The following is a 23,405-nucleotide window of genomic DNA, read 5'->3' as shown; positions in this document are numbered from 1 at the left end:
GCCTGAACGATTCCAGGGTGTTGCGGCGTATCGGCAGGGGAGCCAACGGAGCTGGCCGTCCGCCTTGGACGGAGTCCGTTTGTGCACAACGTGCGCGAGGGCTGTCGGACCGACCCGGGCTGGTGGCTGCTGTGGATCATCCGCAGTATGGCGGGTTCATGACATGTCATGTTTCCGCCATCCATCCCTCCTTGTCGGGAGCATGATGATAGGCGTTTGTTATCTCAGCGGACAAACTCCGTCCGCAGTCGACCTTGAACCAGCGCAGGTCGGCCCCAGCTCAACAGCATGGGAGTCAAACAATGCGCACTTCGAGGCACATCAGACCAGGCGCGCGGAAAACCTCCGCGCGCCTGGCCGCTTTAACCGCAGCCGCCGTCGCCGCCATGGTGGTGGGCTTACCCGCCGCCACGGCCTCCACCGGCGCTGCGGCAACCGTTTCGCGCGCCGCCACCACCGCGACGCATCCCGGGACGGAGCAGGTCTGCAGCACGCCCAAGAAGGGCGAGGTCAGATGCTTGGCGCTGCGCCGCACCGACATCAAGGGCATCAAGGGCGTGCAGCCGGCGGCCGATACCCCGAACGGCTTCGGCGCGTCTGACCTGCAGAGTGCATACAACCTGCCGGCGAACGGCGGCGCGGGCCAGACGATCGCCATCGTCGACGCCTACGACGACCCGACCGCCGAGGCCGACCTGGCCGTCTACCGCCAGCAGTTCGGTCTGCCCGCCTGCACCACCGACAACGGCTGCTTCAAGAAGATCGACCAGCGCGGTGGCACCAACTACCCCTCCCCGAACACCGGTTGGGCGGGCGAGATCTCGCTCGACCTCGACATGGTCTCCGCGGCGGCGCCCAACGCCAACATCCTGCTGGTCGAGGCCGACAGCGCCAGCTTCGCGGACATGGGTGCGGCGGTCGACCAGGCCGTCGCGCAGGGTGCCAAGTACGTGTCCAACTCCTACGGCACCGGCTACGACTCCTCGCCGGGCAGTGGTGAGGACCCGTCCGAGACCACGGATTTCGACGCCCACTACAACCACCCGGGCGTGGCGATGGTCGCCTCCTCGGGCGACGACGACTACGGCGTGTCCTACCCGGCCGCCTCGCAGTATGTGACCTCGGTCGGCGGCACCGCCCTGAAGCGGGACACCACCACCAGCCGCGGCTGGTCGGAGTCGGTGTGGCACAACAGTTACGGCGGCCCGGGCTCGGGCTGCTCGCTGTACGAGCCCAAGCCGGCCTTCCAGACCGACACCGGCTGCGACATGCGGTCCGTCGCCGACGTCGCCGCGGTCGCCGATCCGGTCACCGGCGTCTCGGTGTACCAGACCTACGGCGGCTCCGGCTGGGCCGTGTACGGCGGCACCAGCGCCTCGTCGCCGATCATCGCTGGCGTGTACGCCGTCGCCGGCACCCCCGCCGCGGGCAGCTACCCGAACGCGTACCCGTACGCGAACCCGTCCGCGCTCAATGACGTGACACAGGGCACCAACGGCAGTTGCACCCCGGCCTACCTGTGCAACGCCGGACCCGGCTACGACGGGCCGACCGGCCTGGGAACGCCCAACGGCACCGCTGCCTTCCGCAGCGGCCCGCACGGTGAGGTCTCCGGCAGCGTGACCGACACCTCCGGGAAGGCACTGGCCGGCGCCTCCATCACGGCCGGTGACTACCGGGCGACCACCGACGCCCAGGGCCACTACAGCCTGACCGTGCCGCCCGGAACCTACGACGTGACCGCGTCCGCCTACGGATACAAGTCCCAGACGACCAACGCGGTCACCGTCGTCGAGGACGGCACCGTCAAGGCCGACTTCGCGCTCGCCGCAGTGCCCCGTCAGACCGTCAAGGGCAAGATGACCGACGGCTCCGGCCACGGCTGGCCGCTCTACGCGAAGGTCTCCGTCGACGGCATGCCCGGTGCCCCGGTCTTCACCGACCCCTACAGCGGCGACTACAGCGTCGACCTGCCTGAGGGTGCGGACTACACCCTGCACTTCACCGCCGTGTACCCCGGCTACAAGGCCGTCACCAAGCAGGTGACCGTGGGCGATGCGGCACAGACCGTGAACGTATCGGCCGAGGTGGACGCCCAGGCGGCCACGGCCGCCGGTTACGAGGTCAAGCTGGCCGGCCCGACCGAGCCCTTCGACTCGACCGCCGGCGCCCCCGAGGGCTGGTCCGTCGTCAACGCCGACGGCACCACCGGCGGCTGGGCCTTCGACGACTCCGGCAAGCGGGGTAACAAGACGGGTGGCTCCGGCGGCTTCGCCATGGCCGACAGTGACCACTACGGCAGCGGCAAGAAGCAGGACAGCTCGCTGATCAGCCCCGTGTTCGACCTGAGCGGCAACACCAGCCCCCAGCTCTCGTTCGACACCGACTACAAGAGCTACAGCGGCCAGGCGGGCAACATCGACGTCACCACCGACGGCGGTGCCACCTGGACGAACGTCTGGAACCGCACCACCACGCTCACCGGCCCGGCCCACGTCGAGGTTCCGCTGACGGCCTACGCCGGGAAGTCCGACGTGCAGCTGCGGTTCCACTTCACGGCCACGTGGGGCTACTGGTGGGAGCTCGACAACGTGTTCGTCGGCAAGCGGACCTACGAGCCCGTCAGCGGTGGGCTCGTCGCCGGTACCGTGACCGACGCCAACACCGGCGAGGGTGTCGTCGGCGCCACCGTCGTCAACGCCGACGCCGCGCAGGACAAGGCCACCACGACCGCCACCCCGGACGACCCGGCGCTCGGCGGCGGCTTCTACTGGATGTTCACCACCAAGACGGGCAGCCACACCTACACCGCCTCCAAGGCGAAGTACGGCGACCAGGACAAGACGGTGGACGTGGCGGCGGACAGCACCACCAAGGCGACCTTCAGCCTGAAGGCCGGCAAGCTGGCGTTCACCCCCGGCTCGGTCGACAAGACGGTCGGGTGGGGCACGAAGACCACCCAGGACCTGACGGTGAAGAACACCGGCGGGGCGCCCGCCAGCCTCACCCTGGGTGAGCAGCCGGGTGGCTTCACGATGCAGTCCAAGGGCGGCGCCCCGCTCAACCTGGTGAAGGGCGACTACTCCCCGCTCTCCGTGGCCAAGAAGGACGGCGGCAAGAAGGAGCCCGCGGCCGTGGCCAACGCGGCCGGCGACGCCTGGGAGCCGGTGGCGAACCTGCCGACGACGCTGCAGGACAACGCGGTCGCCGTCGACGGCGGCAAGGTCTACTCCGCGTTCGGCTACACCGGCAGCGGGGACACCAACGCGCTGTACGCCTACGACCCCGACAGCGGCACCTGGTCCAAGCTGGCCTCCGCGGCCGACACGCGTGAGGGCAACCCGGCCCATGGCTTCATCGGCGGCAAGCTGTACGCCGTCGGCGGCTGGGGCGCCAGCGGCAACCCGGACGCCAAGCTGGAGGTCTACGACCCGGCCTCGAACAGCTGGTCCACCAAGGCCTCCTCGCCCAAGCCGTACGCCGGTTCGGGCAGCGCGGTGCTCGGCGGCAAGCTGTACGTCGTCGGCGGCTGCACCGCCAGCGCCTGCGGGACCACGGACGTCACCGTCTACGACCCCGCGTCCGACAGCTGGTCGCAGATCGCCTCCTACCCGGAGTCGATCTCCTGGGAGGCCTGTGGAGGCATCGACGGCAAGCTCTACTGCGCCGGCGGCAGCAACGCCTCGGGCTCGGTGAAGCACGCCTACGTCTACGACCCGGCAGCCGACGAGTGGTCGGCCGTGGCCGACCTGCCCGTCGACCTCTGGGGCTCGGCGTACACCGCGGCCAACGGCCTGCTGCTGGTCTCGTCCGGTGTCACCAACAACAGCTCCGCCATCACCAACCAGGGCTTCGCCTTCGACCCGGGCACCGGCGACTGGACCGCCCTGCCCAACGCCAACAACTCCGTCTACCGCAGCGGCAGCGCCCCCGGCTTCTACAAGGTCGGCGGCAACCCCGGCGGCAGCCTGACGCCGCCGGTGGCCACCGTCGAGGTGCTGCCCGGCTATGACCAGAGCGGTTCCTCGGACGTCACCTGGCTGTCCACCTCCGAGCAGAAGGTGACGCTCCAGCCCGGACAGAGCACCACGATCACCGTCAGCCTGGACGCCACGGTCGACGAGGTCACCCAGCCCGGCGACTACACCGCGGCACTGACCGTCCAGACCGACACCCCGTACTCCGGCGGCAGCGTCGACGTGAAGATGCACGTCAACCCGCCGAAGGACTGGGGCAAGTACGCCGGCACCGTGCTCGGCGAGGACGGCAAGGGCGGCACCGCTCCACTGGCCGGAGCGACCGTCCAGATCAACGCCGCGACGACGAGCTACACCCTGCGGACGGCCAAGGACGGCACCTACGCCCTGTGGCTCGACACCCGCCTCAACCCGGTCACCGTGATCGTGTCCAAGGACGGCTACAAGCCGGTGACCACCACGGTGAAGCTCAAGAAGGGAGGGACGACGACGGGCGACTTCACGCTGAAGAAGAGCTCGTGACCCTGTCCCTCTGAAACAGCACGGGCCGGTCCCCCGGGAGACCGGCCCGTGCGCCGCACCCGGCGGGTGGCCCCGCTCGTGCGGTTCGGCGGATTTACCGCGATGTAGTGTATGTCATGTACATGTTTAGAAGAGATCGATAGTCTTCATGGCCGACCAGACGACGTCGTCCGGAGTTAGGTGGAGGATGGATGAACCTTCGAAGGAGGGTGGTGTCGCCCGCCGCGGCCGGTGCCCTGGCCATCATCACCAGCCTCACCGCGGGCGGTTCGCCCGCGGCGGCACAGGTCGCTCCGGCGCCCGCGGCAACCGACGCACCGATCACCCATGAGGAGAATCCACGGGTCCCCGAGGGGGCCGCGTGGACGCAGGCGTACTTCCCGTCCTCGGACGGCAGCGGAGTCGAGCTGCACGCCGACGTGCTGCGCCCGGCAGACCTGCCGGCGGATGCGAAGACACCGGTGATCCTGTCGGTGGGCCCGTACTTCTCCCACGCGGGGGAGACTGCTCCCGCGGGGTGGGACCGGGTCGGGCCGTCGGCGCGCTTCCAGGATTTCGTCGACGGCGCGCGGCTCATGGAGCGCGGATACACCTTCGTGATGGTCGACCTGCGCGGCTTCGGCGGCAGCACCGGGTGCCTGGACTTCCTCGGCCCGGGGGAGCAGGCCGACATCAAGGCGGCTGTCGAGTGGGCAGCGAGCCGGCCGTGGTCGACCGGCAAGGTCGGCATGTACGGCAAGTCGTACGACGCCAACACCGGGCTGGCGGCCAACACCCTCAAGCTCAAGCCGCTGCGGGCGATCGTTTCCCAAGAACCGACCTGGAACAGGTACAACTACCTGTACAGCAACGGGGTGCCGCGTTCCAACGTGACCAGCACGCCGCGGAGTTACTATTCGATCGCGACGATGACGCCGCTGGCCGACGACAGCGACCACTACAAGGCGAACGCGGGGTACGAGAAGAACCACCCTCAGTGCGAGAGTGACAACCTCACCAACACCCAGAATCCCGACCCGAAGTCGCCGTTCTGGCGTGCCCGCGATTTCGCCTCCCGCGCCGCCGGATCCCAGACGCCGCTGTTCGTCACGTCGGGATTCATCGAGGACAACACCAAGCCCGAGGAGATGCAGAAGTACCTGGCCAACCACCAGGGTCCGGAACGCGGGTGGATCGGTCAGTGGGAACACGTGCGCGGTAACGAGACCAATGCCGCGGGCCGGCTCAAGATGGGTCGGGCGGGCTGGTTCGACGAGGTGATGCGGTTCTACGACCAGTACCTCCGCGGCATCGAACCGTCGGTGACCGACCCGGCGTTCTCCGTCGAGGACAGCCTCGGCCACTGGCGCGCCCAGCCGACCTGGCCGGTGACCGACGACTCGTACAAGGTGCGGCTGTCGCCCGGGCAGTACGTCGACGACGGCGGCAAGGCGCAGAAGGCCGCCCTGTCGATGACGGCGCCGCAGTCCCAGGGCCGGGACATCGAGTACGCACCGGAGATCGGCTCGCTGACGACCGACCAGACGAGTGCGCTCAGCGCCGACACACCCGCCAACAGTTACTGGACCTGGTCCACGGCCGCCGCTGAGCAGGTGCGGATCACGGGCAGCCCGGAGATCACGCTGAAGACCGGGGGCCAGGGCAACGTCTGGGCACGGCTGTGGGACGTCGCTCCGGACGGCAAGGCGACGATGTTCGACGAGAACGTCGCACTGCTGGAAAGCAGCGGATCAACCTCCTTCGCCCTGAAGGCGACGGACTGGACCTTCGAGCAAGGGCACCGGCTGGGGGTCCAGATCGGAACCATCACCTCGAACGGCTGGCGGAGCGTTCCCTCGGGCGAGACGATCACGGTCTCCGACGCGCGGCTCGCCCTGGACGTGCAGGACCCGCGGTTCGACTCGCCGACCCAAGGTGACCGCTCGCCGTACCTGGACACGTACGTGAGAGCGAACACCACCACACTGAACAACGTCGGCACCCCCGCCTTCCGGCTGGGCATCTCGAAGAACGGATGACCCAGCGGCTGCCCGGCACCCGCCTGTGCGGGTGCCGGGTGGCGTGGTGTGTCGCGTGGCGACGGTGATCAAGTTCATGACGGGAACCTCTCACCGTGCTGGGTGTCGTCAGGCTTTGCGTCAGGACGGGGAGAGGACACAGAACTCGTGGCCCTCCGGGTCGGCCAGGCACGTCCACGGGACATCGCCCTGGCCGAGGTCGAGGTCTGTGGCGCCGAGGGCCCGCAGCCGGGCCACCTCCGCCACCTTGTCGTCACCGGGGTACGGCAGCAGGTCGAGATGGACGCGGTCCGGCACGGTCTTCATACCGGGCGTGCGGAGGAACTCGAGATACGGGCCTACACCCTTGGCGGAGCGCAACACCGCGTGATCGTCGGTCACCCCGTGCAGGGTCCAGTCCATCGCCTCACCCCAGAACCGGGCCATGGCCCGCGGATCCGCACAGTCGACCACCACCGCGGCGATCGGCCCGGTGTCCCGGTAGATCTCCCGAGGCTCCAGCACGCAGAACTCGTTGCCCTCCGGGTCGGCGAGGACCGTCCACGGCACCTGGCTCTGGCCCACCTGGGCGGGCGTCGCACCGAGAGCCTCAAGGCGCGCGACCAACTCCGTCTGATGGGCCCCGGAGGTGGTGGCGAGATCGAGGTGCACACGGTTCTTCGTCGTTGTCTTGGGTTCCGGGACGGGAACGACGTCGACGCAGACGGCGACCGGGTCCGGCCAGACGAGGCCGCCGACGGGTCCCACGTAGGTGGTCACGCCGGGGCTGTAAGCACTCCAGCCGAGCGCCTCCGCCCAGAACCGGCCGACCGCCGGGGCGTCAAGTGCCTTTATGTTCACCTGAACAGGTCGCACCGCCATGCCGGCGATCCTATGCGCCCGCTCCGCAAGGACATCCGCAGGCACCATCGCCGAACAGAGCACAATCAGCAACCCAGTGACCCTTTTCCGACCTCGCCGTCGCTCGCGCTTGCACCCTGCGCGTCGGCGACGCCGGTCAAGGACTGGCGGGTCGCTGATGGGCGGTGACTCGTTCCTCTGCGAACCTCACGGCATCTGGATGACCGAAGAGTCCCGGGAGTCCGCCGGTGTGGATGAACACCGTCTTCTCGCCGGGCTTGATGTCCGCACTGCGGACTGCGGAGACGAGCCCCGCCATGGCTCGGCCCGTGTAGGTGGGATCGAGGATGAGACCTTCCGTGCGCGCCGCCAGAGACAAGGCGGCAGCCACCTCATCGGTGAACGCCCCGTACCCCTCGCCGATGTGGTCGTGACAGATTCTGAGCATGTCGGCGGTGAGGTCCGTGGCCGAGGTCGGCGAGAGCGGGGCGGCGAATTCGCGCACCGCGGCCGCGACCTCGGCGAGGGCACCCGTGTCCACCCCGAGAACGCGATGCGCTCCGAGCCCTGCCACGAGACCGGCCATGGTGCCGCCGGACCCGAGCGCCACCACGGTGTGTCGCAGGTGGGGAACCTGAGCCTTGAGCTCCTCCGCACAGCGGAGGTATCCGCGGGCCGCGAGCGTGCTCGATCCTCCGAAAGGAATGAGGGCCGGCCGCTTGCCTTGACGCCGAAGCTGCTCGGTAACGGCTGCGGCTTCCCGGGCCAGGTGGGAGGCGTCGACATTGCCTGCCCAGACGACGTGCGCACCCATAAGACCGTCCAGCACCAGGTTGCCCGAGTGTGACGTCCCAGGGAATGCCGGGAAGACCAGTACGGCGTCCAGGCCCGATCGGGCGGCTGCCGCCGCCGTCAGGCGGGCGTGGTTGCTCTGCGGGGCGCCGGTGGTCACCAGGGTGTCGGCCCCCTCGGCGAGCGCGGCCCCAACGGTCCATTCGAGCTTGCGGATCTTGTTGCCGCCGCCACCGAGCCCGGTCAGGTCGTCACGTTTGATCCATAGATCATCGGGCTGCAGGCCGACGGCGGCGGCCAGGCGGGGGAGTGGTTCGACCGGGGTGGGAAAGGTGCCCAGGCTGATACGACGGGGAGCGATGGTGGTCACTAAATTCCCTTGTGTGTAGGTGTTCCTGGACGTTCCCTGGCGATGGTCGAGGGCCTGCTTGGCCTTGACAGCCTCGCACGACGACTGGCTGGATGCCCGCGGAGAGACGACGACCGGCTGTACGGCGCGGAGAGCGGCTGACCCGTATGCGCCACCGCGGTGCGGTCGGCGGTCCGCAGGACGCAACTCCAAGCTGGGTACCACTCTGCGGCCGCCGCGTGTCAGCTGTCGTCGGTTGCCGCGGACTCCCGCCGCCGCTTGCGCTCCCGGTACTGGCGCATGGACACGGCGGAGCCGCAGCTGGGGCTGCAGTACAGGGCGCCACCGTTGCGGGTGCGGTCGAAGAAGCCGAAGTGGCAAGGAGGGTTACGGCAGGCCTTGACGCGTCCCCAGTCGCCACGCTGGGCGAAGGTCGTGACTGCGGCGAGCACACCGGCGAACGCGCGGGCGACCCCGGTCTGCTCGCATGACAGGCGGGCGCCTTCGGCGGTCACGACGGTGACGAGGGGGTAGAGCCGTCCGACGCGGCGCAGGTGCTGCTCGGCGGCCTCCAGTGGCGCGCCGAGGCTGGGCTCGTCGCCGGAGTGGGCGAGCAGCACGGTCACCAGGGCGTCCCGCATCTCGCGAGCGGCCGCGGCGTCGTGCGGTGAAGGTGGCGCGGTTCGGCAGCCTGGCCGGGACGGCGAACTCTCGAACGCCTACGTTGACGGCGGCGCCGGACATGCCGCCGGTCCGGAACTTGACCTCACTCCCGGCGGCTCCTCGAGGTCTTGCTGACCTAAACGACGGGATCCCCGGCGCACCACCGCTCCCGTACCAGGCCCCCGGCGGGACAAATAGCCTAGTCGCAGGGGTGGTTGGAGTCGAGAAGCGTCCCAGGAGAAGGGAATCGGCCCCTGACGCGAGGTGGAGTCGTCACCGCACTCGCAATGGCCGCCGCGATCGGCTTCGTCGCCCCAGCTCAGGTTCAGTCCACCGCTCAACTGTCCGCGTAAGTCGGCGACGGCTGGCGCCGCGGAACCATCACCAGCAGCCCCGCCGGGATCAACTGCCACACGGCGTGGGACCCGTACGTCGGCGACCAGCCGCCGAACCCGACTGGCACCTGCACCGCGAGCTTCCCGGTCAGGACGCCTTGTCCCCGTCGGTTCCATCGGCCAGGTGGTGTCCCGCCTCAACTAGACCTTCACCTACCGCGTCGGTGAAGGCCGCGATGGCCTCATTGTGCCGGGTGGGGACCCAGACCACTGACGTCAGCCAGGCCAGGGGCGCGCCTTCGAGGGGGCGCCATACCAGGCCGGAGACGAGTGGTGTGGTTGGGGCCTCGTTCAGGTGCACGCCTCGGCCCGCGAGCACCAGCCCGTGCACGAAGTCGGGGTTGCGGGCGTGCCGAATGGCGCCAGGCAGGAAGCCCCCGTCCCGGCATGCCAGCAGCATGTGGTCGTACAGCCGTGGCGCCATCATCCGCGGGAAGATCACCAGGGATGCCCCGTCGAGGTCCCGCAGTCGGACCGGTGCGTCGCCCTCGGCGCAGGGATGATCCTCATGGAGCACCACTCCCAGGTCCCGCCGGGCCAGTGGGCCGGAGTCCAGTCCGACCGTGTCCGCGGGATGGCGGACCACCCCCGCATCCAGTTCACCCTCCCGCAGCCGTACCAGCTGCTCGTCGGTGGTCAGTTCGTGCAGGTCGATCAGGACGTCGGGGACGCGTCGGGAGAAGCTCTCGGTGAGCGTGCACAGCACGGAAGGTTTGGTGTCCGGCGGTACGCCGACGCGCAAAGCACCCGCCTCCCCGGGCCGCAGCCTGCGCATCGCTTAACGGGCGGTGTCGACACCAGCCAGGACGGGGCGCACGTGTTCCAGCAGCAGCGCGCCTGCCTCGGTCAGCTGGATCCGAGGCCGGGTTCGGTCGAAGAGTCGTACGCCCAGTTCGCGTTCCAGGTCGCGGATGCGCTGGGACAGCGGGGGCTGAGCCATGTGCAGGCGCTCGGCGGCCCGGCCGAAGTGCAGCTCCTCGGCGAGTACGGCGAAGTAACGCAGGTGGCGAAGCTCCATCGGCGCACCATATCGCTGCGATATCACCGGCAGTCCCGAATGGTGTTAGCCCCATCACATGGGTGGCTGTTTGCATGTCTGCCCACGGGGGTTTCGCCACAGGACGTTCCCCCGCCCTTCTGCTCGGTCCTGACGCCGCCCTATGCGTCCCGGCCGCCCCGTCCGAGGAAAGGAACCGCGCCATGCCCGGATCCATCACCGTCACTCGCTACCCCGTCACCGCCGGCGAGAGCGAGGCATATGTCCTCGAAGTGACTCTCAACCGCCCCGACAAGCTCAACGCATGGACTGCCTCCATGCGCTCGGAGTTGGTGGCCGCGCTCGACGCCGCGGGCGATGACAACCAATGCCGGGCCGTCGTCCTGACCGGTGCCGGACGGGCGTTCTGTGCTGGGCAGGACCTCGCGGAGACCGCCGCCATTGACCCCGACGACCACGCCGCGGCCGAAGAGTGGATCAACGACTTCGGACAGCTGTTCCGGGCCGTGCGCGGCCTGGACAAGCCGGTAATCGCCGCCGTCAACGGTGTCGCGGCCGGCTCCGGATTCCAGTTCGCCCTCCTCGCCGACCTGCGCGTCGGACACGCGGGGGTGCGGATGGGCCAGCCCGAAGTGCTCTCCGGCATTCCCAGCATCACCGGCATCTGGGCCATGCGCGGCATCCTCGGCCGCGCCAAGACGACCGAGTTCGCGCTCACCGGCCGGCTGGTCCACGGCGAGGAGGCGCTGCGACTCGGGCTGCTGACCCGTCTGGTGGACGAAGACCGGGTCAAGGAGGAGGCACGGGCAGAGGCCGCGCGGCTGGCACAGCTGCCGCCTGGTGCCCTCGCACTAACCAAGGGCCGGCTGCGCGAGCTGGACGACGCCGGACTCGACGAAGCGATCGACGCGGCCAAGAAAGTGCACGCGGCCGCCTACGCCACCGGAGAGCCGCAGCGCGAGATGGCCCGCTTCCTCTCCAGCCGTCACCGCTGAGTCCGCCCTTACCTCTTCAAGGAGTTGCTGCCATGTCCACCGGCGTCACCACCGCCGATCCCGTCCACGACGGCGAGACCGCCTACCCGCGTCTCGTCGAAGGCCATCACTGGAGCGTCCCAAAGACGTACAACATGGCCGCCGACGTCGCCGACCGACACCCGGGCGACCGGCTGGCACTGATCTTCGAGGACCATACCGGCCACCGGGAGGAGGTCCACTGGCAGCAGATCCAGGACCGCTCCCGACAAATCGCCGCCCACCTGCACGCCCTCGGAGTTCGCAAGGGCGACCGAGTGGCGGTACTGCTGCCGCAGCGCCCCGACACCCCGGCCACCTACCTGGGCGTGCTGCGCACCGGCGCGATCCTGGTGACGATGTCCCTGCTGTGGGCCGACGAGCCGATCCGCTACCGGCTCGCCGACTCCGGCGCCACAGTGCTCGTCACAGAGTCCGGGGCGCTGCACCGCGCGAACGGCTTCGACGGCACCGTCGTCGACGTGGACGATCCGGCGATCATGACCCACCCACCCGAGTTCACCACGGCCGATACCGCGGCCGACGACCCGGCGCTGATCTTCTACACCTCCGGTACCACCGGCGCGGCCAAGGGCATCGTCCACGCCCACCGCACCCTCCTGGGGCACAACGAGTTCCGCTACTGCCACGACCTACGGCCCGGGGACGTGTTCTACGGAGCGGGCGACTGGGCCTGGTCGATGGCCAAGCTGATGGGCCCGCTGAGAGCGGGCGCCGTGCACCTGGTCTACCGCCCGGCCGGCGGATTCGACCCGGCCGGCCTGCTGGCCAGCATGGCCCGCAACCAGGTCACCACAGCCCTGGTCAACCCCACATTCCTGCGCAAAATGCGCGAAGAGATACCGGACGCGGGCACCCGGTACCCGCAGGCCTTGCGAGTGGTCTGCTGCTCCAACGAGCCGCTCACCCCCGATCTCATCGACTGGTTCCGCGACCAGTTCGGTGTCACCCTGCTCGACTACTACGGCTCCACCGAGTCCTATCCGCTGCTCGGGAACTACCCAGGCGTGCCCGTCAAGCCCGGCTCCATGGGCCGCCCCCTGCCCGGCTGGGACGTCGCACTCCTGGACGATGACGGACATGAGGTCCCGGTGGGAGAGCCGGGCGAGATCTGCCTGCGGGCGGGCTCCAACCCGCAGTTCCCCCTCGGCTACTGGCAGCGCCCTGAAGCGTCCGCCGAGACGTTCGGCGGCACCTGGTACCACACCAAGGACCAGGCGGTGCGCGACGAGGACGGATACTTCTGGTTCCTGGGCCGCACCGACGACGTGATCAAGACCTCCGGGTACCGTGTCGGTCCGTACGAAGTGGAGGCCGTCCTGCGCGAACATCCCGCCGTCGCCGACGCCGGTGTCGTGGGCGTCCCCGACCCAGTCCGCGGCCAGGCGGTCAAGGCATGGATCGAACTCGCACCCGGCCACCAGCCCTCCCAGGAACTGGCCCGCGAAATCTCCGACCACACCCGCAGGTCCCACTCCCGCTTCGCCTATCCGCGACTGATCGAGTTCATCGACGAACTACCCCGCTCGGCCACCGGAAAGATCCAGCGCGCCGCCCTCCGCGCCCGTGACCTCAGCACACCCGCCCCCCGCCCTGTAACAGGGACACCGAGCCGGAAGGACGGACCGAGATGACGAGCCACCGCCCCAGCAGCGCGCCCATAACCGCGGACGGCACCACCGTCCCTGAACCTGCCCCGGCCGAAGCACCCGCGATCCGCCGAAAGGTAGCCGCGGCCACCGCGATCGGCAACTTCGTCGAATGGTTCGACTCGGGCGCCTACGCCGTCATGTCGGCCACCCTCGCGAGCCTGTTCTTCCCCCAGTACGACACCACCGCAGCCCTGCTGGCGACCTGGGCCATCTTCGCGGGCGGCTTCGTCGCACGCCCGCTGGGCGCGGTGTTCTTCGGCCGCTACGGTGACCGCATCGGCCGCAACCGGATGCTCGCGCTCAGCGTGCTGTGCATGAGCGGCTCGACGCTCCTGATCGGGCTGCTGCCCAGCTACTCGGTCATCGGCATCACCGCGCCCGTGCTGCTCTTCCTGCTGCGGGCCGTCCAAGGGTTCTCCACAGGCGGCGAGTACACCGGCGCCTCAGCGTTCATCATGGAGTACGCTCCCGAAGGGCGCCGCGCCCGCTTTGCCAGCGTCGTCGCCATCACCGTCGGCCTGGCGTCGGTGGCAGGCTCCCTCACTGGCCTGCTCATCACCACCTCCTTGGATGAAGCCTCCCTGCGCAGCTGGGGCTGGCGCATACCCTTCCTGCTGGCCGGCCCGCTCGGCCTGATCGGCTTGTATCTCCGCAGCCGAATCGAAGACACCCCGGTCTTCCGGTCCATGGAACGGCGCGAGGCGGTACGCCATGCGCCGATCCGCGACGCGTGGCGGGTATGCCGCCGCCAGGTGCTCACGCTGTTCGGATACAGCATCACCAACGCCGTCGGCTACTACCTGATGAGCAGCTACCTGATCGCATACATGTCGGAAGAGGTGGGCTACAGCAAGTCGCAGGCCATGCTGACGGGGTGCGTAGCCATGCTCGCCTACAGCGCCGCCTGCCCGCTGATGGCCGCGGCCAGCGACCGCTACGGGCGCCGGCCGATGCTATTCACGGCGTGCGCGGGCTTCGCGGTGATCACCTTGCCCGCCTTCTGGCTGATCGGAACATCCCTGGCAGGAGCGCTGGTGGGAACGGCGGTCCTGGCGGTACTCGTCGCGGTGATCGGCACGTCGAACGTACCGGCCATGGTCGAGATGTTCCCGGGCCAACTGCGCGCGAGCGGTTCCGCGCTGGGCTACACCGCCGCCTACGTACTTTTCGGCGGCACCGCCCCGTTCGTGGCAACTGGGCTGGTCACTCTTACCGGCACCCCGCTCGCCCCGGGCTTTTACCTGATGGGCTTGGCCGTCGTCTCAAGCCTGGTCGTCCACTTCTCCTTCCGAGAGACCGCACACCTGCCACTGGCCCGCACAACGGTGCTGGAGAGCTGACAGCCCTCTTCCCGACAACCGGAGCGTCGGCCCGCACTTCATCCGCGGGCCGACGCACCCATTCTCGGCTTGTGCGAGTGAGCCCGAAGAAGCTGATAATGGCGGTAATTCGGCGACCGCGCACCTGGTGTGCCTCCCCCATGGTGCCGAAGCCGTCGCCCTTGTCGTCGTCATCGCTCAGCGGCTCAGTAGTCGCTTTCGTCGTACACGATCAGCCCACGAATGACTCGGCCTTCGAGCATGTCGTCATAGGCTTCGTCGATGTCCTCGAGGCGGTAGGTCCGGGTCACGAGGTCAGCCAGATTGAGGCGGCCCGCTCGGTACTCGTGCAGCAGCCGCGGAACCTGCGAGCGGGTGCCGTCGGCCGACGTCATGACCTGTAGCGCGAGTACATCCTCGAAGACCCGGTACGTCACGAGGGCGATCCGGTGGCCGATCAAGCGCTACAACTCTGGGCGGCCCCACCGACCCTGCAGCTTCGAGCCCCTGCTGACGACCCCGGCGTCATCCCGTTTCCCGCGCAGCGGATCCAGCGTGACGACGTGCTCGGCGTGCTCGGCGGGCTCATCCACGGGTATCACAACGTCGCCTGACGTAGTTCCTACAGTCGATGGAAGCCAGGGCAGTGCAGTCGCGAGGCTTTTGGAACCCTACAGTGGTGACGGCCTACCGGTGGTCGCCCGAAGACCTCGCCGCGACCTGGGATTGGCCAAGGTCGCCCCGTGATCCGTGAGCCGCCCCCGACAGGCGGCGGTTCCAGGAGGTCCTGCTCCTCGCCTCCAAGACCTGAACACTTTCATCAGGCATCCCGTTGTCGCAGCACCGCACCGCCCAGCAGCAGTGCGGTGGCTGCCCACAACGCCAGTACGCCCAGCCCCGTCCACGGGCCGATAGGCAGCTGGCTGAGTTCGGTCGTCGTCTGGATCGCCAGGCCCGCGGGCATAGGGCCGATGCGGGCCAGCTGACGCTGCAGCCACGGGTCGGTCACGACGTGGCTGAGCAGAGGAAAGAGGTACAGCAGGGCCAGGACTGTGCCCGAGGCCGCCGCGCCGTCGCGGACGGCGAAGGTGACGCCGAGCGTTGGCCCTGGCATCCCGCCCCAGGGCAGGGCTTCGCCGTGGTCGCTTCGCTGTACTAAGCCTGCGACGGCGTCGGGTTCAGTGACCTTCGCCTGCGGATATGGACAGCCGCTTGACGAAGGTCTTGCCGCCGTCGCGGGATTCGTACACGCCGTCCTTGGTAGCGGCCAGGACGTGGCCGGTGTCGAGGGCGGTCAGGGCCGCCGGTTGGCCGCCCGGGACCGTGCCGGTCTTCTGCCATGTGGCACCGCCGTCGACGCTGCGGTGCAGGCCGCCTGAGAGGTCGACGCCGTTCAGAGCGTCGGTCTTGGGCCAGGAGAGGAAGGCCAGGATCTGGCCGGATCCCTTGCCGAATGTCTTGCCGCCGTCGGTGCTCCGGGCGACGCCGGCCTCGGTGGTCGCCAACACCAGATCCGGGTCCTTGGAGCTGACGGCGCCCTCACCGCGGCCGCCGCCATCACCTTCCTGATCCGCCGCGCTCGGCGCCGCCCCGTCGCATCCCGGTCGGTCGTCGTGCCGACCCAGCTCGTTCCCGCCCCCGTGGAGGCCCGCAACGATGGCCGCTGACATCAAGGCCCGCACCACCACCGCTCGCGTGGCCCGCGAGCGAGAAGAGGAACGCCAAAGACGCATCCGGCGGTGGCGCAACCTCGGTGTCCTCGCCGGGACAGCACACCTAGTGCGGCGGTGGGGCGCTGCCCGTTGGACTGCGCCCCACCGCCACGGCTTCTACCGCTCAGTCGGCCGGCGTCAGCGCCACCTCGGCACTGCCGGAGAGGGCCGGCAGGCCGCTCGGTGGGGTGTCCGTGTAGGAGGCGTGGAACACCGCCTTGAGGTTGCTCGCACCGGCGTGGCCGCCGTCCACGAAGGTCTTGAACGACCCACTGCAGCCGCTGCTCGAGGACAGCGGATGTCCGTGGGCGTCATGGCCGAGGATGAACGAGACACTGACCTTCGAGCAGTCCACCGGCTGGTCGTCCGTCACGTTGACCGTCCAGGTGACCGTGTCCCCCCAGTGGAACGCGGTGCCGCCGTGCGGAGCCGGGTCGGTCGTGAGGGAGACGACCGGCGCCCTGTTGCCGACCACCACGGGCACCGAAGCCGAGGCCGAGCGGCCGGTGCTGTCGGTCACCTTCAGCGTGGCGTCGAACACGCCGTTGCCGGTGAAGGTGTGCGCCGGGTTCGCCTCGGTGGAGTCCACGGTGCCGTCGGCGTTGAAGTCCCACGCGTAGCTGAGGGCGTCACCGTCGGCGTCCTTCGTTCCCGTGCTGGAGAACTGGACCGTGAGCGGGTTGGTGCCGTTCGTCACGGACGCGGCGACCTTCGGCTCGGGAGTGCGGTTGCCCCGCGTGAAGTCGATGCGGGCGAGTTGGGCCTCGGGGAGCTCGGCGAAGTACCCCGTGCCGTACTCCAGGACGTACAGCGCGCCGTCCGGACCGAACTCCGCGTCCATCGGACCGTCCGTGATGATCGAGGGGATCGCGTCCTCGATCTTCTCGATCTCGTTGTTCTTGCCAAGACTCAGGGCCTTGACCTGGTCGCGGGTCCACTCCATGAACAGCGGCTTGCCGTCGAAGTACTGCGGCCAGCGGATCGGGGAGGTGCTGTGCTTGTCGTACACGTAGGACGGGCCGCCCATGGGGCCGATGCCGCCCGTGCCGAGCTCCGGGAACTTCTCCGAGGCCCCGTAGCCGTACCACATCTGGGGGTTCTTCACCGGCGGCAGCTCGCGCAGACCGGTGTTGTAGCGCGAATCGTTGACCGGCTTGCTGCAGTCGAAGGCGCCGCTGGACTTCTTGGTGGCGAAGTCGTAGTCCTGGTAGGGCTGGTCGGTGGTGACGCAGAACGGCCAGCCGTAGTTGGCGGGACGGTCGATGACCATCCAGCGGCCCTGACCCTGGGGGCCGCGGCCGGGGTTCGGCTGCCCGGCGTCGGGAGAGTAGTCACCGAGGTAGAGGTCCCCGGTCTTCTCGTCCACCGTGAAACGGAACGGATTGCGCAGACCCATCGCGTAGATCTCGGGACGGGTCTTGGGCGTGCCCGGTTCGAAGAGGTTACCGTCCGGGATCGAGTAGCCGCCGTGCGTCTTCACCTTGATGCGCAGGACCTTGCCGCGCAGGTCGTTGGTGTTCCCCGCGGAGCGGCGGGCGTCGTAGGCCGGGTTGCGGCCGGGGCGGTCGTCGATGGGGTTGTACCCGTCCGAGGAGAACGGGTTGGAGTCGTCACCGGTCGACAGGTAGAGGTTGCCCTGGTGGTCGAAATCGATCTTGCCACCGACGTGGCAGCATATGCCGCGGTCGACCGGGACGTCGAGGATCTTCTGCTCGGTGTCGAAGTCGAGAGTGTGGCCTACCAGCTTGAACCGCGAGAGGCGTATGACGCCCTTGTACTTGGCGAAGTCCTCGGGCGTGCCGTACTCGGGCGCGTCGCCCTCGTTGACGCCCGCGGTCGCCGGGTCGTCCACGGGGGTGTTCAGACGGGGAGAGTAGTAGAGGTAGACCCAGTGGTTCTTGCTGAACTTCGGGTCGATCGCAATGCCCTGCACGCCCTCCTCGTCGTGCTGGTAGAGCCCTGCGGGGCTGTTCTTCATGTCGGCGGCGAGGAAGTTGACGCCGCTCTTCGGATCGTGGATCCGCACCTCACCGGTGCGCGCGGTGTGCAGCACCCGACTGTCGGGCAGGACGGCGAGGGCCATGGGTTCGCCCGGGCGGTCGTCGAGTGTGACCTTCTGAAAGGCCGACTGGTCCGGCGGGGCCGCATCGGCCTTCGCGGCTTGGGCGGCGGTAGCGGGCATCAACCCGACCATTCCCGCGAGCAAGGTTGCCCCCACGAGGGCGGTGATCCGTCTGCTGCGCACTCAGAACCTCCTGTGGCTCTGGCCGTCGGCCGCAGAGCATGAGTCCATGCTTCTCAGCCGGTTCACGGGCGCGGCGCCCGTGAACAGGGACCGGCGCAGATGCTATTGGCCAGTCTTTTACCGCGTCAAGGACAAAGTTGACTGGTTTTTAGGCATAGTTAGGGCTAGACAGAGCGAAGCTCTAATGTTCGGGTCGTTCGGCGTCCTTCAAGCGCCTGGTCCTTGACCTCGGCGGCGCCGACCCAGACAACGGCTGATCGAGCGAACCCGAAACCCCGTCAACCCCTCCTGACCAGTTCGGTGCCATCAACGAACGTGTCGCAAGCCCCAAACCGAATGGATCTTTGCTGGAGTGGCCGTTCTGACCAGGGAGCCTCCGGATTGATGCGCAGTCTGGGCCGGCAGTCGGTGGGCATGGACGAGCTGGTCGAGCACTGGACGGTGCTCGATGACGAGTTGGAACTCGTCGCGGGGAAGCGCGACGCAATTGGGCTTCGCGGTCGTCCGTCAGGGCCTCAAGATCAACTCGTTGCCCCGTTAACGCGTATCTGGGTCACCCCCCAATGGATGGGAGGACAACGACGCCGTCGCCCGCGCGACCTACAAGGCGTGGATCGGGCGCTACACCCACGACCCCGCCGTCGTCCAGTTCACCACCGAGGAGAACGACGGCGTACAGCGAATCCTGCGCAAGTGGGTCGTCGACCGGGAGGTCGTCACTGAACCCGGCGATCCGCTGTAGAACGCGCGTTCCCGGCCACGCTTCGGCCGTCACCCAGAAGACGGACAGTGCAATCTCGGTTTTGATGCGCAGGCATTGCCCCAGTGACCTGGGAATCCAGGCCGATCGGGGCCACGCTCAGCTGCATAGAGTGATCGAAGCGGATCAGTTCGTGTCGTGATGCACATCAACACGAGGCTTTCACCTCTCTATGCCGGATCCTCCCCTCATGCGGTCACCGAGGCCGCATCCGGCCGAGGAGAGAACCGATCGCCCGGGTGCTGTGGCGGCGAGCTGCGGTTCTACGAGCACGTGCGCTCGCCGCGGCAGTGGGCGGGATGGCTGGAGGATGTGATCACGCCGCTGTGGAGCCGGGTCGGCGGAGGCTGCCATCCCAACCGGGACACCGAGGCCGCCATCCGGGCCGCCGGATTCACCGTCACCGACATCGACCGCTTCGGCTTCTCCTTCTCGCCGTTCGTGCCGAAAACGCTGCATATCGCGGGCACCGCCGTACAGTCCTGACGGCCGGGCGCCACAGGCCGCCCGGCCGCCCGGCCGTCACGCCGTGGCGCCGCGCTCCTTGAGCATGTCCGCCATCAGCTTCATCTCCGCCTCCTGGCTGTCCACCATGCTCTGGGCCAGCCGGCGCACCTGCTCGGTCTTCGCCATCCCGGCCGCGGCCTGGGACATCGCGATGCCGCCCTTGTGGTGGGCGGTCAGCAGCCGCAGGTAGAGGATCTCGGCCTGCTTGCCGCTGGCCTTGCGGAGCTGGTCCATCTGGGTGTTGGTGGCCATGCCGGGCATGAGCGAGCCGTCGTGGCGGTTCACCCGCTGAGTTGACGACTTGGCGCTGATCCCGAGGGACGGTGCGAGGCAGGCGAGTGTGGGGGCGGCTCGCCCGGCGCAGCTGCTCTACGCGAGGACGATGAGAGCGCCTGCTGGTCCGTGGAGGCCCGCGACGGAGCCGTCGAGGGCTAGGGCCGCTGGTGGGGTCTGGCATGCGAGCCCGACGCCACGCGCCTCGTTGAATGATCTGATGGCGCACTCCATACCCGGGCGAGGTGTGGCGCGAGCTGCCGACCCGTGAGTCATCCCAGGGCGCGGCCGAACCTGACGCTCACCTTGCGGCAGATCCGGTCGGTTGATCTTGCGGAGTAGAGTCGAACCACCTGCGCGAGAACTGGCGTCAGTACCACGCCAAGAGATTTAGATCATGCGCGTCGACCCGGGCCCGGGCGCCGACTGGCCGCCTCAAGTGTCAGAGACGCTCGAGCAGCTCAGCCTTCTTGTCCGCGAACTCCTCGTCCGTGAGGATGCCAGCGTCGTGGAGCGACGCGAGCTTCGCGATCTGCTCGACGACCCCGATCCTGATTCCGCCTGGCGCTGCCCTCATCCGTGGACGTTCGGCCGCGTTGCCGTCAGCACTGCTGCCGTCACAGCCGCATCCGGACTTGCTCCGCGATCGCGCGGCCACACAGGCTCCCTGCGCCAGCAGTCGACCATAGGGGGGTTTGGAGACGGTGACGGTCGCTGCGATCCCGGATCAGGCGCCGAACAGCGCGGCAGAGATGCAGATCAGCAGGTAGGCTGCCGCGGCGATCGTCACGGGCGGCTGAGGAGCCAACAGGCTATGGTCGTCGGTTTCTGCTCAGCGACTCCGCGGCGGTGATCAGGGAAGCACCCAGCAGCACCACGTCCTTGATCAGAAATTGGCCGGCCGGCGAGAGCTTCGGCTCTCGGCCCCGCTGGTGCCATGCCTCCGGAGTGCTGATCAGGAAACTGAGCGTGACGGTGAACATCCCGGCCGCGAGCAGGCTGCCGGCTGCCGAGACTCTGGGCGCCCACCGTCCGGTGGAGATCATCCCGGCGATCGTGATCTCAGTGATCCCGATGGCTCTGGCCAGTCTCGTCTCTCCGAGCCCTCTCAGCGGCCGTCGTAGCAGTGGGCTCGAGACGACCACAGGACGGATGTTCTCCACCTCGTAATCCTCGAACTTGAGCCGTCCGATGCTGGCGAGGTTCAGCACGAGTCCGAATCGGCTCGCCGTGATCCCTCCGGAGCGCAACCTGGCGATAACGGTGTGCGCGGCCATGGCATTCTCCTGTCTTCGCACAGGGGCTGCCCCGACGGCCGGTTCGTGGTGGCGTCTGCGCTTCCCGGCGCAGCCGCAGGCCCGAGGCGGACTCTGCCGAGTAACTCGGCCGAGCGGGAGGGGCGTTTTCTTGGGACTTCTCCCATCATGTCAAGGGCCTGCGCCGGAGGCATCCCAGGGTCGGCCGGCCCGGCTACAGCGCATCACGGTTACTCGAGGGCAGGACGTCGGCCCCATCGTCCCAGCGGCAGCTTCGCCCGGGGCGCTGGTCGCGCCGACGTGCCTGGGCTGTGGTCTCCAAACACAACACACGGTGAGGCACCCGACTGCGTCAAAGGGCAGCTCGTGGCACGGTGGTCGGCTTCGGCTCGTGTCCGCGCGGCAATCGTGTGGTGACCGAGTGGAGTCGGCGGACGTGATCTAAGCGAGCGCTTGCCCACTACCTCGCGCGAGTCAGGCAGGAGGTACTGCGCCTGAGTGTCGACTTGTCGGTGTGCCGGCGGGGTTCACAGAGGACCCGGAAGCGGGCTCCGCCGCTGGTTTCCGAGAGGCGGAGGCTGTGGACTTGCCGCTCCCGTACCATCCAAGGGGGCCCCGCGGTCGCAGGGCGTGGAGGAGCACAAGCGGTCGTGTCATCGGCGTCGACCGACCGGGTGCCCCTGTCTGGAGTCGCTCCCGGTGTAGAGGGTGCTTCCGTCGGCGCTGAAGCCCTCCGCGGCGCGGCCGCTGCGGACGAAACTTCCTGCGCTGAGCGCGGCTGGTACCTGTTCGCCCTGCGCTGCCGCGGCGTTTGCAGCGGATAGGCAGCGACGGCGCTCGGCCACATCGCCTCGCCCGCACTCGCATCGCGATCACTCAGGCCCACTACCATCCCGATGCCCGCGCCTACCTTCAGCCACGCAAGGAAGCGGGCGACACCAGCACCGAAGCCATAAGCGCACCGCGACGGCGACTCTCCGAGGTCGTCTACCGCGCCCTCCTCGACGACGCCAACATCGGCACTCACCAGGACTCCCTAGGACTCCCTTCTCAAGCAGCCTGATTGACATAGGAGCTAGGGGACGCAACGCGGCCACGACAGGGCGCCGGGGCGAGAACGGTGGCCAAGATGCCCTGCAAGCCCGTGAACGCGACCCTGAAAGGGTGAGTGACAGTGAGAATGGCTCACACGCTGGGCGCAGTTCTCTGGCATACCTATTCGTTACTGGCCACCGCGGAGGAGTGCCGGCGGTTCGGGTCCCGGCCCGGCGGACGGAGGCTCTGGCATACAGCATGCAGAAAGCCGGGCACGCGCAGGCCTCACGCGGCTGTGGCCCAGCCGAGGTACCTCACGGCGCCCCGGCGAGCCTATGGCCCTTTGAGAGAGGAAGCTGATGGAGGACGACACACTGGCTCAGAAAGCAGCCCGCCTGGGGTGCGCCACGCTCGTCGACGCCATGAACCGGGTCCACGGCCACCGAGCGCACATACCCGCCATGTCGAGCCCCGACCCTCTCCGCTCTCTCTTCGGGCCAGCAGCCACCATCTCCTATCTCCCCTACCGTGAGGACCTGGCGGCAGAGGGTAATGACTTCCGGTACTACTTCTACGGAGCACTCGGGAACCCGCCCGGGGCGGGCCAGGTGCTCGTGCTCTCCAGCGGAGGGCACGCCGACGTGTCCCATGGCGGGGGCACAAAGCTTGCCAGGGCAGACAGCACCGGGCTGGCCGGCGTCCTCGCCGACGGCCGGCTACGTGACTTCGGCCAGTTGCGCGGCTATAGCTTCGCTACCTGGTGCAGGGGGGAAGCGGTCCGATGGGGCGGCGACACGGTGATGCCATACGCCTGCGCTGTGGCTGTTGAGATTTCCGGTGTGTGCGTGAGTCCCGGTGACTACATCTACATGGACAGCGCCGGTGGCGTCGTGATTCCCTCCGCCAGCCTGCGGCGGGTGCTTGCCATCGCCGAGGACATCTCAGCCGAGGAAGCGGAGGCCGCGAAGGGCATCAGAGGTGAACGGGCGCAGCCAGGTGCGTAGCGGCGCAGACCCGCGGGAAGCGGCGGCTGCTGGAGGCAACCTTCCCGTCGTGCCC

Annotated in this window: 20 protein-coding genes; 7 read left to right on the top strand and 13 right to left on the bottom strand. The window is 68.5% G+C overall.

Going from position 1 to position 23,405, the window contains the following annotated elements; genetic code table 11:
* Positions 1-295: 295 nt before the first annotated feature.
* On the bottom strand, positions 296-541 hold the full coding sequence (locus BZY54_RS52725; protein ID WP_244216922.1) for a hypothetical protein: 246 nt from the start codon (positions 539-541) through the stop codon (positions 296-298).
* On the opposite strand from BZY54_RS52725, the gene BZY54_RS02810 reads away from it, so the two are divergent.
* Both BZY54_RS02810 and BZY54_RS02805 read left to right on the top strand, forming a co-directional pair.
* Complete coding sequence (locus tag BZY54_RS02810) at positions 519-4,499, top strand: carboxypeptidase regulatory-like domain-containing protein (RefSeq protein ID WP_244216921.1); 3,981 nt, start codon at positions 519-521, stop codon at positions 4,497-4,499. The genes BZY54_RS52725 and BZY54_RS02810 overlap by 23 nt on opposite strands.
* Before the next feature lie 191 nt (positions 4,500-4,690).
* Entirely contained in the window at positions 4,691-6,517 is a 1,827-nt protein-coding gene (locus tag BZY54_RS02805) for a CocE/NonD family hydrolase (RefSeq protein ID WP_086722799.1), read from the top strand.
* Between the two features lie 120 nt (positions 6,518-6,637).
* On the opposite strand, the gene BZY54_RS02800 is transcribed toward BZY54_RS02805, so the two are convergent.
* The 5 genes from BZY54_RS02800 to BZY54_RS54635 all read right to left on the bottom strand — a co-directional run bounded on the left by BZY54_RS02800 (position 6,638) and on the right by BZY54_RS54635 (position 10,574).
* Positions 6,638-7,378: a VOC family protein gene (locus BZY54_RS02800; protein ID WP_086722797.1), complete on the bottom strand. Its 741-nt coding sequence runs from the start codon at positions 7,376-7,378 to the stop codon at positions 6,638-6,640.
* 136 nt (positions 7,379-7,514) lie between these two features.
* The gene (locus BZY54_RS02795; protein ID WP_208640529.1) at positions 7,515-8,510 is read right to left on the bottom strand and encodes a D-cysteine desulfhydrase family protein; all 996 of its coding nucleotides are present in this window, start codon (positions 8,508-8,510) and stop codon (positions 7,515-7,517) included.
* A gap of 230 nt (positions 8,511-8,740) precedes the next feature.
* Positions 8,741-9,139 carry a CGNR zinc finger domain-containing protein gene (locus BZY54_RS02790; RefSeq protein ID WP_086722793.1) on the bottom strand — a complete coding sequence of 133 codons (399 nt, stop codon included), beginning with the start codon at positions 9,137-9,139 and terminating at the stop codon, positions 8,741-8,743.
* Between the two features lie 505 nt (positions 9,140-9,644).
* Positions 9,645-10,331: a LysR family substrate-binding domain-containing protein gene (locus BZY54_RS02780; RefSeq protein ID WP_279634634.1), complete on the bottom strand. Its 687-nt coding sequence runs from the start codon at positions 10,329-10,331 to the stop codon at positions 9,645-9,647.
* A 3-nt stretch (positions 10,332-10,334) separates the two neighbouring features.
* Positions 10,335-10,574 (bottom strand): LysR family transcriptional regulator, encoded by a 240-nt coding sequence (locus tag BZY54_RS54635; protein ID WP_279634633.1) that lies wholly within the window; start codon positions 10,572-10,574, stop codon positions 10,335-10,337.
* Positions 10,575-10,756: 182 nt separating this feature from the next.
* Between BZY54_RS54635 and BZY54_RS02775 the strand changes: the two genes are divergently transcribed.
* The 3 genes from BZY54_RS02775 to BZY54_RS02765 are packed head-to-tail and all read left to right on the top strand — an operon-like array spanning position 10,757 to position 14,579.
* Entirely contained in the window at positions 10,757-11,548 is a 792-nt protein-coding gene (locus BZY54_RS02775) for an enoyl-CoA hydratase/isomerase family protein (protein WP_086722792.1), read from the top strand.
* Between the two features lie 32 nt (positions 11,549-11,580).
* Positions 11,581-13,221: an acetate--CoA ligase gene (locus tag BZY54_RS02770; protein ID WP_086722790.1), complete on the top strand. Its 1,641-nt coding sequence runs from the start codon at positions 11,581-11,583 to the stop codon at positions 13,219-13,221.
* Entirely contained in the window at positions 13,218-14,579 is a 1,362-nt protein-coding gene (locus BZY54_RS02765; protein ID WP_086722788.1) for an MFS transporter, read from the top strand. The genes BZY54_RS02770 and BZY54_RS02765 overlap by 4 nt, the downstream gene beginning before the upstream one ends.
* A 185-nt stretch (positions 14,580-14,764) precedes the next feature.
* Here BZY54_RS02765 and BZY54_RS02760 read toward each other — a convergent pair whose 3' ends face one another.
* The 4 genes from BZY54_RS02760 to BZY54_RS02745 all read right to left on the bottom strand — a co-directional run bounded on the left by BZY54_RS02760 (position 14,765) and on the right by BZY54_RS02745 (position 18,452).
* Positions 14,765-15,019 (bottom strand): hypothetical protein, encoded by a 255-nt coding sequence (locus BZY54_RS02760; protein WP_086722786.1) that lies wholly within the window; start codon positions 15,017-15,019, stop codon positions 14,765-14,767.
* A 359-nt stretch (positions 15,020-15,378) separates the two neighbouring features.
* Complete coding sequence (locus BZY54_RS02755) at positions 15,379-15,672, bottom strand: hypothetical protein (protein WP_086722784.1); 294 nt, start codon at positions 15,670-15,672, stop codon at positions 15,379-15,381.
* 64 nt (positions 15,673-15,736) lie between these two features.
* Positions 15,737-16,066, bottom strand: a complete 330-nt coding sequence (locus tag BZY54_RS02750) for a WD40/YVTN/BNR-like repeat-containing protein (protein WP_208640523.1) — start codon at positions 16,064-16,066, stop codon at positions 15,737-15,739.
* Positions 16,067-16,394: 328 nt separating this feature from the next.
* Positions 16,395-18,452: a PQQ-dependent sugar dehydrogenase gene (locus BZY54_RS02745; RefSeq protein WP_244216920.1), complete on the bottom strand. Its 2,058-nt coding sequence runs from the start codon at positions 18,450-18,452 to the stop codon at positions 16,395-16,397.
* Positions 18,453-19,548: 1,096 nt separating this feature from the next.
* Here BZY54_RS02745 and BZY54_RS02740 point away from each other — a divergent pair.
* Positions 19,549-19,761: a hypothetical protein gene (locus BZY54_RS02740; RefSeq protein ID WP_086722781.1), complete on the top strand. Its 213-nt coding sequence runs from the start codon at positions 19,549-19,551 to the stop codon at positions 19,759-19,761.
* Between the two features lie 36 nt (positions 19,762-19,797).
* On the opposite strand, the gene BZY54_RS02735 is transcribed toward BZY54_RS02740, so the two are convergent.
* The 3 genes from BZY54_RS02735 to BZY54_RS02725 all read right to left on the bottom strand — a co-directional run bounded on the left by BZY54_RS02735 (position 19,798) and on the right by BZY54_RS02725 (position 21,332).
* Positions 19,798-20,094: a DUF305 domain-containing protein gene (locus BZY54_RS02735; protein ID WP_279634637.1), complete on the bottom strand. Its 297-nt coding sequence runs from the start codon at positions 20,092-20,094 to the stop codon at positions 19,798-19,800.
* A 403-nt stretch (positions 20,095-20,497) separates the two neighbouring features.
* Positions 20,498-20,632: an SHOCT domain-containing protein gene (locus BZY54_RS02730; RefSeq protein WP_086722779.1), complete on the bottom strand. Its 135-nt coding sequence runs from the start codon at positions 20,630-20,632 to the stop codon at positions 20,498-20,500.
* A 235-nt stretch (positions 20,633-20,867) separates the two neighbouring features.
* Positions 20,868-21,332 (bottom strand): DUF417 family protein, encoded by a 465-nt coding sequence (locus BZY54_RS02725; protein ID WP_086722777.1) that lies wholly within the window; start codon positions 21,330-21,332, stop codon positions 20,868-20,870.
* A 1,373-nt stretch (positions 21,333-22,705) separates the two neighbouring features.
* Here BZY54_RS02725 and BZY54_RS02720 point away from each other — a divergent pair.
* Complete coding sequence (locus BZY54_RS02720) at positions 22,706-23,350, top strand: RraA family protein (protein ID WP_086722776.1); 645 nt, start codon at positions 22,706-22,708, stop codon at positions 23,348-23,350.
* Positions 23,351-23,405 lie beyond the last annotated feature (55 nt).

Origin of the sequence: Streptomyces carpinensis (assembly GCF_002154505.1) — a bacterium.
Lineage (GTDB): Bacteria > Actinomycetota > Actinomycetes > Streptomycetales > Streptomycetaceae > Streptomyces > Streptomyces carpinensis.
This window is presented reverse-complemented; position numbering and strand designations above follow the sequence as displayed.